The following is an 8,213-nucleotide window of genomic DNA, read 5'->3' on the forward strand; positions in this document are numbered from 1 at the left end:
GCTGGGGCGGGGGTGGTTGAGCTTGATTGGCTAGCTGCCTTAGACGGTCTGATTTGGCTGCGCACTGGCCATCAGGTTGAGGCCAGGCTTCAGATCGGTCAGTCCAGTGTGAGTCGCTTGAGTCGCAGGTGCGCCGATGTTTTTGGCCTCTCCCTGGCCAGGCGAGGCTCCGAGTGGCACCTCGATGGTGATACGACACTCCTAAATCTTGAGCGCCGCGTTCACCAGGCGGTGCGGTGGGCCAATGGAGGGCCTTTGCGTCTGGAGGCGCAGCACTGGTCGGGCCCCTTGCTCTGTGAGCCGGCTCCAGCAGGTTGGATTGCTGGATGTTTTCACTTTCATGAATACGAAAAGCCGCTGCAGCTGCTGAGGGAAGGGGTGATCGACGTCTGGATCGCTTCCTACCCCGATGTGCCAGCTGCCACTGACCCCACCATTGCCTGCATTGGCTTGAGCCGAATGCCGATTTGGCTGCTGGTCGATCAATCTCACCCGTTGCTGGAGCTTGGTGAGCAGGTGACGTTTGCTGATGTGGCTGCCTATCCCTGTATGCCCATGCCTGATGGCGCCTTTCCTAAATTTCAGGCTGTTCTGGAAGCTTGTGGCTTGTGGAATGGCGGCACCACCCCTAAACCGATTCGGAATTCTTCGCAATCTCAGCAGGTTAATTCTAAAGATCTCGTCGTTGGTTTCGCTACTCCCCTCTCCTTGCTTCTTAGAGACGATTCCTGCAGGGTGCTGCCCCTAGAGCTGCCTTTAGAGGTTGGCGATGCCCTCCTGGTGCCAAGGCAATACGTGCGTGCGCCCCAAACGCTGCAGTTGCTGGCGGAACTTCGTTTGCGTTTGGAGAGCCTCGCCGGCGCCGCTCCAGGCTTGGTGGTGTTAGACGGGTTCGAGCACCCAAGTGCTGCCCCAAGCGACCAGCCCTATAAGGAGCAATGGCTGCCAAGCGCACCCTCAATGCCAAAAACCTCGAAGGCCTAGGCGCGGCCGTCCTCGCCGAATTGCTGATTGAGGTGAGCGCTGGTAGTGCGGTGATGCAGCGCCGTTTGCGGCTGGCGCTAGCTGCGGCTGAGGGTGCCGGGGGAGCGGCCCAGGAGGTGCGCAAGCGCTTGGCAGCCCTGGCCCGTGCCACTACCTATGTCGATTCGCGCAAGCGCAAAGCCTTGGTGGTTGATCTGGAGGCCCAGCGCCAGGCCATCGCTGGACCGGTGGCGGCAGTGGATCCGCCGCTGGCTCTGGAGTTGCTGCTGCGTTTTCTCGAGCTGGCAGATGGTGTGCTCGATCGCTGCTCCGACAGCACGGGCATCGTGATTGGCCTGTTCCAGAGGGCCGTGCTTGACCTCGGGCCGCTGGCCAGCGCGGCCGCCATGCCCGCCGAAGCGCTGGCTGAGCAGCTGCTGGAGCTGGTATTTGAAAACGGCTACGGCCAATTTGACGACTTGATCCCGGCGGTGGCCGATGCCCTTGGCGATCCGGGCCTGCGACTTCTCGAGCAAGGCTGCCGCGACCGGGGTGCCTGCGCTGGTCACCCAGCCCTGCTGCAGATCGCTGAATGCCTGGGTGATGTGGATGGCTATGTGGCCCAGTTTGATGCCAAGCAATTGGCCTGGCCCCCTACCGCCGCGGATGTGGCAGGCCATTTGCTGCAGGCGGGCCGCAGCCAGCAGGCCCTGGCCGTGCTGGATGGCGCCGCCAGTGCTGCTGCTACCTGGCATTCCCCCGAGTGGCACGACACCCGCATCGCCGTGCTTGAGGCCCTGGGCCGCAACGACGAGGCCCAGCAGTTGCGTTGGGCTTGTTTTACCAAAACCCTCTCGGCTTGCCATTTGCGCGACCACCTCAAACGGCTTGCTGCCTTCGAGGACGTGGAGGTGGAGGAACGGGCCTTTGCGCTGGCAGAGGACCATCCCATGCGGCTGCTGGCCCTCGACTTCCTTGTGCGCTGGCCCGCAGTAGCGCGGGCTGGGCGCCTAGTGCTCACCCATGGGCCCGACTGGGATGGTGAGTCCTACGAAATCCTTGCCCCAGCTGCTGAGCGGCTCAGCGCTGAGCAGCCGCTGGCCGCCACGGTGCTGCTGCGGGTGATGTTGCTTTTTGCCCTGTCGACGGGCCGCACCAAGCGCTACCGGCACGCGGCCGAGCACCTGCGGACCTGTGAGCTTTTGGCCGCCCGTATCGACGCTTGGCAGGGCGTGGAGCGCCATGAGAGCTTCGTGGGTCGCATTCGGGAAGCCTTTGGCGGCCGCTGGAGCTTCTGGTCTCTGGTGGAGCGCTGAGGCTTTGACAGGGTGGTCCCTAATTCACAGGAAAAGCCTTTTCTTTGAATAAGCTTGCTGCGTATTCAAAGTTGCTGGGGGGTAATGCGGCGCGAGGCCACCGGCCACTACGAGGTCAGCGCCACCGCCGGGGAAACGGTGCGGGCTTTTGTGCCCGACCCGCTGCCGCCAGAACCCCCGGTGTTGCGTGCGGGTCCACTGCAGGCGCTGCATGAGCGGGCGCTGCTGGCCTGCGGCCGCCTTGATGGCGTCTCCACCCTGCTGCCCAACCCCGAGCTGTTCCTCTACGCCTACGTGCGCCGCGAGGCCCTGCTCTCCTCCCAGATCGAGGGCACCCAGTCGTCGCTTTCTGATCTGCTGCTGTTCGAGCTGCAGGAAGCACCCGGCGTTCCCTTTGACGATGTGGTGGAGGTCTCCAGCTATGTGGCCGGGCTGGAGCATGGCCTGACCAGGCTGGCGGAGGGGTTCCCGCTCTCCTGTCGCCTGCTGCGCGAGATCCACGGCCGGCTGCTGAGCCGTGGACTCGGCGCCGATCGCCTGCCGGGGATGTTCCGCCGCAGCCAGAACTGGATCGGTGGCACCCGCCCAGGCAATGCCCGCTTCGTGCCGCCTCCGCCGTGGCTAGTAGAGGACTGCATGGGGTTGCTGGAGCAGTTCATCCATGGCGGCCACCACGGTGAGCACTCTCTGCCAGTGCTGGTACGTGCCGCCCTGGCCCACGTGCAGTTCGAGACGATCCACCCGTTTCTCGATGGCAACGGCCGCCTGGGCCGACTGCTGATTGTGCTGATGCTGATCGAGGCTGGCGTGCTCCAGCAGCCGCTGCTCTACCTGAGCTTGTTCTTCAAGCAGCACCGCCGCCGCTACTACGAGCTGCTCGATGGCGTGCGTCAGCAGGGCGACTGGGAGGCCTGGATCGAGTTCTTTCTGGAGGGCGTGGAGAGCACGGCCTCAGCCGCGGTGGCTACTGCTCAGCGGCTGCTGGCCCTGTTTCATACGGATGAAGCGCGGCTGGAAGCACTGGGCCGATCAGGCCCCAGCGTGCGCTTGGGCTATGCCGCTTTGCGCCGGCGGCCGCTCACCAGCACCAAGAAGCTCAAGGAGCTGAGCGGACTGAGTTTCCCCACTGCCGGCAAGGCCCTCGAGATCCTGGTGGAACTCGGCATCGCCCGGGAAATCACCGGCGGCCAGCGCAATCGTCTGTTCGCCTACGACGCCTACCTGGCGATCCTCAGCGAGGGAACTGAGCCGCTCTGAGCTTTCTGCTCCATCGCATCGGCCAACCGCGTCCGTGCAGTTGATTTGGAAAGCGCCCCCTGTTGGATTCGAACCAACGACCGGCTGCTTAGAAGGCGGCTGCCTGTAGGCCAGAGTCATTGCAGCGCAGTTATTCTCGATCCGGCTTTTGGGTGAAAGTGGGAAATTGGTGGGAAATTGGCACCTGGCGGGGCATGGGGCGTTCATCTGAGGGCCGCAGGTGCCGGGTTCGCCTTCCTTGAGCACCACCGTTACGCGATGGCCTGGGGGCGCTTGTAGCTCAAGATTTGGGGGGTGGCGTGCGCCATATCAGGATCAAAACGCCCGTGAAGACAATGAAGCCCAACGCGCTTAAAAGGAACTCGCTCACACCTTGCGCTTTAAATTCGCGGATCTGCTCCTCCCTCGCACGACTATCAATTATTCCTTGTCGTGCGTCTTCAAAGCTGTAGTAGCCATGTTGGGCAAGCTTTGCCGCTTCAATATCGAGGACAAACTTTTTGTCCTCCCACGGGGCTCTACCTTCGGAAACGTTGATTGATGCCGTGAGGACTGGTGCGAACCAGATGGGGAAAGAGACGACTGCGGTGAGGAATAGTCGGATAGCTAGATTACGTCTCATGGCTCAAACCGGCGAGCGATAGAGGAAAAGTAGATCATTGAACCAAGCAGCGCCGATGAATTGAAAGTCTCTGCCACCGTCTGCGTTTGGCACAATCGCGCTACTGGGGTGGATGCCGCGGCCAGGGCCCGCCATTGCGCCAGCACGACAGGGGGCAGCTTCAGGTTTAGTTGAGCCAGGGGCACGGGTACCCGATCGGGTAGCCAGACGGTACCGGCCAGCAGCAGGGGCCACCAGGGGCCCGCAGGCCACCCGATAGGGCCGCTTCGATCGCCTCCAGCGCTAGGGCGGTAACAGTGCGGCGCTCGTTGTGCCTAGTACAAGTGGGGCTGTTACACCTGTTCATGGATCGTCCGCGGACTCCGCGGTCAGATCCAATACCCCTACCGACAGGCCGCGTTGAAGTCAGCCTCCCCAACGGTGTTTGGCAAAACTTCATCCCAGTCAATGCGAGACATAGTTAACCAAACCCCATTTATGAGGGCAGCTGTCAACCTCGCTCGACCATTTTGACAGTCGTAAACTTCGCGGGCCTGCGCTACGACACCGTTGGATCGAACCTTCTGACTCTGGACGGTGACATATTTACCACTGCGGCTCAAAACCTTTATGTAGGTAGCGTCACCCTCGGCACTAATACCTCCAGCACACCAACCACTTGCCGCGCACTGGGCAAATGCTTCTGGCGCGATCACAAAGCTGGCAAGCGTTGCGATTAGGGCTCTGCGAATGGCGATGGATGGAATGTGAATAGCGATGGATGGAACGCTAACCTGATTTTAGTGCTCCTTCTTTCCTCGTGCCCTGTAGAGGGAACCGTCGCAGAGCAGAAATAACACAACAGCCCAACTAGCCTTGGCCCCACGAACCATCCGCGTTCAGCTCGGACGGTCTCCCTTCAGTTCCTCAGCCAGGGCCAGCACCGCCGCATAAACCGTAGCGAAGCGTTCCAGTACCTCCAGCTGCGCCGGACTACCCGGCGATTCGTTACGTGTTTCAGCAGTTCAGCAAGTCAGGCAGGCAGCAAGCAAGCAAGGCAGCAGGGGCCGCGGCGATCAGCCCCGCGAATCCAGCCACTCCCCCAGGGCCTGCCGGGCAAGGTCGGGCATCGGCAGTTCCTGATTTATCGCGGCCAGCTTTAACCGCTTGTGAAGCGATCGGGGCAGATCAACCGTGAACCGGACGCGGGCTTCCCCATCGGCAGCGGCTGGAGCAGGGGCCGCGGCAGGCCTAGGCAGGTCTGGCCATGGTGCCGGCCCGATCAGGCCGCGGCCAGGGCCTCAGTTAGCCCGTTGCTGCTTCCTGAAGTCCCAGGGCTTGGCCTCGTTCCCCCAGCGCCACACTCCCTGCCTGCCCCGCTCAGCCTGTGCTTCAGCTCCTAAATAGGCGTTCTCGTCACACCCGCTCAGATACTGCCGGTACGCATAAGCCATGCCCAGTCGCACCATCTCCAGGTTGACGTTGCGGCCACCGGCATAAACCTCAGCCACCGTCCGCCCGTATCGATCCACCGTCTGGGGTCTGATCTCTAGCCCCCCAGCACCCAGCAGTTGCTTTAACACCAGGGTGGCCTGTGTGCCGCTATCACCCTGGGCGGTTTCGGGGGCATCGATGCAGGCCATTCGGATCGTGACGGGCTGACCGTTGGAACCTCTCACCCGAATCGTGTCGCCGTCGCCAACGCTGACCAGGGACACAGGGCCAGCAGCGGCAGCAACTGGCTTGGCCTCCCGCTGGGGACTGGGGCTGGATCGCTTGGGGGCAGAGGAACCCGAAGGCCTCCCGCTAGAGCTGGGCGGGGCCTGCTGACGCGGGGCTGAGGCTCCCCCTGCTCCCTTGCACAGGGTTTCGCATGGCACCCCATCGCCGTTGCGATCTAAAGCCCGGTTACCCGATTGCAGGGAGCGCATGGCTTCATCACAGGTACGGAAGCTGGAGCAGGTTTGCGCTCTTGTTTCACCGGCACCAAAGGCAAGCAGACCCAGCACAAGCAGCAAACGAAGCACAACTCAGCCCCCAGCGGGCTTCACCGTAGAAGAGAAGATCGACGGCACCTAAACCGGGGCCAGCTCAGCAAACGGCGCACCTCAGGCCGCGGCGGTGGCCCCCTGCTGGTAACGCTGCAGGGCGGCATCGGCCAGGGCCTGCAGATCAGGCGGCAACAGGCCCCCAGCCGCCAGCCGCTCCAGCTCTGGCAGGGAATCAGGGCACAGCCCGGCGGATACGTCGGCATCGTCGAGCAGTGACCGGGCCGACGCGGCATCCCAGTGGGCCGGGTCCCATCGGGCGCCGCGGCCTACTTCGTCGATCGCATCCCGCATTTGAAAATGCAGCTCTGCAGCTGTGGGGCCGCTCATCCCATGGAACGGGGGGCCCATCATTCCGCCAGCAATTCCGGCCACCGAATCCCAGAACGGCCCATCCTCCACCGGCTCCCCGGGCTCGTAGCGGCCCCATTCGGCCCACCATTCGCGCTCCGCGTCGGGGTTGGTGGGGGTGCCGGGGCCAGCCAGCCAGCAGCCCCGATCAGCCAGGGCCACCCGCAGCAGCTCCAGCCCCTGGGCCCCGAAGGCTTCGCCCATGGCATCGGGCAGGGCCGCGGCGATCGCCTGGGCCTCGGCGGCGGTTAGCTGTAGGCCCCCGCAGTTGGCCAGCTCATCGCCCAGGGCCGCGGCTACCAGGCTCCAGCGCTTATCCGGCCGGGCCTGCCGGGCTCCGAATTGGTTGTTGACCTGGGGGCGGATCAGCCGGGCCACCGCTTCCCGTAGTGGCGGCAGGCCCCTGGGCGCCAGCTCCAGCAGCTGGCGGCCGCTGGGGCCGTCCGGCCTCAGGTACTGATCGAGCTGGCCCGCATCCTTCAGGCGGTAGAGGGTGCTCCTGCTTTTGAACCCCAGAACACGGGCGGCATCAGCCAGGGTGACGGTAGGCATACGAACAGATCTGTCCCAGAATCTGCGTACAGGCTGGGGACCGGACGCCATAGGCGAACCCGTTAAGGACACGGGTTGGGGTTTTTATAGCTTGCCGCGGCCAATCCTTCCTTATTGTGATGTTCTGTCCCATAATTTGGGAGCTTAATCTAGAGAGAAAGGGCGGCACGGATAACCCTCACTAAGCAGTGGCAGGTAGGACCCATTGGCCGGGGCTTGGTGCTCGCCATGCTCTCCGCGCCTGTGCGCTCGCCTTCGGATCGGGTTCAGGTACGCGCGGCTCATCGTCATCGCAACGCCAGATCGGATAGGTGTATTGATCGCGTTGCGGGATGGTGTTCATCACTCGCGCCTGAGTTGTAGCAACTCTAGGCAGCGTCTTCGGGCTGCATTGCATCAGCCAGGCGGGTGATTGCATCGGCCAGTTGTTGGCCTGCGGTCTTTAGGTCTTGGAGTGCGGCGGCGGCAGCGGGTAGCGCCCCTCTGAGTGGTGTAACTCAGGAGGTCCTGTGACCCTCTCCGGAGGGTGAACAGTGGCAGGCAGGGGATGACTGCCTGGAAGCTGATTGCGCAGCTCCGTTTATCCATTATGAACCCTGATCGCTGAATTGGCAACTCAGCGATCGATGTGTTTTGTGTAGATCGAGTGTGGAGCTGGTGCCTTTCAGTTGATGGGTTCGCCTGGCTGGGCGGACGGATCAGCATCAGTGAGCTCCAGTGCTTCTTCTGGCTCCGGGATCTTGGCCATGGTGGCTTCGGAGAAGAAGCGCCGGCGTTCCAGCTGCCATTCCTCCTGCTGCTCCAGCAGCTGGCTACCTACCAACCGCACGATCGCAGCGTCGTTGGGGAAGATGCCGACCACGTTGGTGCGTCTTTTGATCTCCTTATTGAGGCGCTCGAGGGGGTTGGTGCTCCACACCTTGCGCCAGTGCTCCTGGGGAAAGTGGAGGAAGGCCAGCACGTCGTCTCGGGCGGCGTCCATCACGGGCACAGCTGTCGGGAACTGCTTGCGCAGCATCTCGGTGACTCGCTGCCAGTGGGAGCGCACCTGATCGGGGGCCTGGATGACGAACACCGCTTTCATGGCAGCGGCCACCATGTCCTGGCCGGCTTTGGGAACGTGGC

The 8,213-nt window shown here is 63.0% G+C and carries 7 protein-coding genes; 3 read left to right on the forward strand and 4 right to left on the reverse strand.

Translation table 11 applies throughout. The features are described 5' to 3' along the window. The 3 genes from KBY85_RS15070 to KBY85_RS15080 form a co-directional block, all read left to right on the forward strand. A partial coding sequence (locus tag KBY85_RS15070; protein ID WP_254962276.1) for a hypothetical protein occupies positions 1-984 on the forward strand: 984 nt, incomplete at its 5' end. After that, positions 939-2,279 carry a DUF6880 family protein gene (locus KBY85_RS15075; protein ID WP_254962277.1) on the forward strand — a complete coding sequence of 447 codons (1,341 nt, stop codon included), beginning with the start codon at positions 939-941 and terminating at the stop codon, positions 2,277-2,279. The genes KBY85_RS15070 and KBY85_RS15075, both read left to right, overlap by 46 nt. A gap of 84 nt (positions 2,280-2,363) precedes the next feature. Further along, positions 2,364-3,536, forward strand: a complete 1,173-nt coding sequence (locus KBY85_RS15080) for a Fic family protein (RefSeq protein ID WP_254962278.1) — start codon at positions 2,364-2,366, stop codon at positions 3,534-3,536. 280 nt (positions 3,537-3,816) lie between these two features. On the opposite strand, the gene KBY85_RS15085 is transcribed toward KBY85_RS15080, so the two are convergent. The 4 genes from KBY85_RS15085 to KBY85_RS15100 all read right to left on the reverse strand — a co-directional run. Next, positions 3,817-4,158, reverse strand: coding sequence for a hypothetical protein (locus KBY85_RS15085; RefSeq protein WP_254962279.1), 342 nt, complete (start codon positions 4,156-4,158; stop codon positions 3,817-3,819). A gap of 1,280 nt (positions 4,159-5,438) precedes the next feature. Continuing rightward, the gene (locus KBY85_RS15090) at positions 5,439-6,164 is read right to left on the reverse strand and encodes a thermonuclease family protein (RefSeq protein ID WP_254962280.1); all 726 of its coding nucleotides are present in this window, start codon (positions 6,162-6,164) and stop codon (positions 5,439-5,441) included. 81 nt (positions 6,165-6,245) lie between these two features. Next, positions 6,246-7,088, reverse strand: a complete 843-nt coding sequence (locus KBY85_RS15095) for a hypothetical protein (protein WP_254962286.1) — start codon at positions 7,086-7,088, stop codon at positions 6,246-6,248. Positions 7,089-7,752: 664 nt separating this feature from the next. Next, a partial coding sequence (locus KBY85_RS15100) for a transposase (RefSeq protein ID WP_315859999.1) occupies positions 7,753-8,213 on the reverse strand: 461 nt, incomplete at its 5' end.

This window comes from Cyanobium sp. BA5m-10, assembly GCF_024346255.1.
Taxonomy (GTDB): Bacteria; Cyanobacteriota; Cyanobacteriia; order PCC-6307; family Cyanobiaceae; genus Cyanobium_A; species Cyanobium_A usitatum.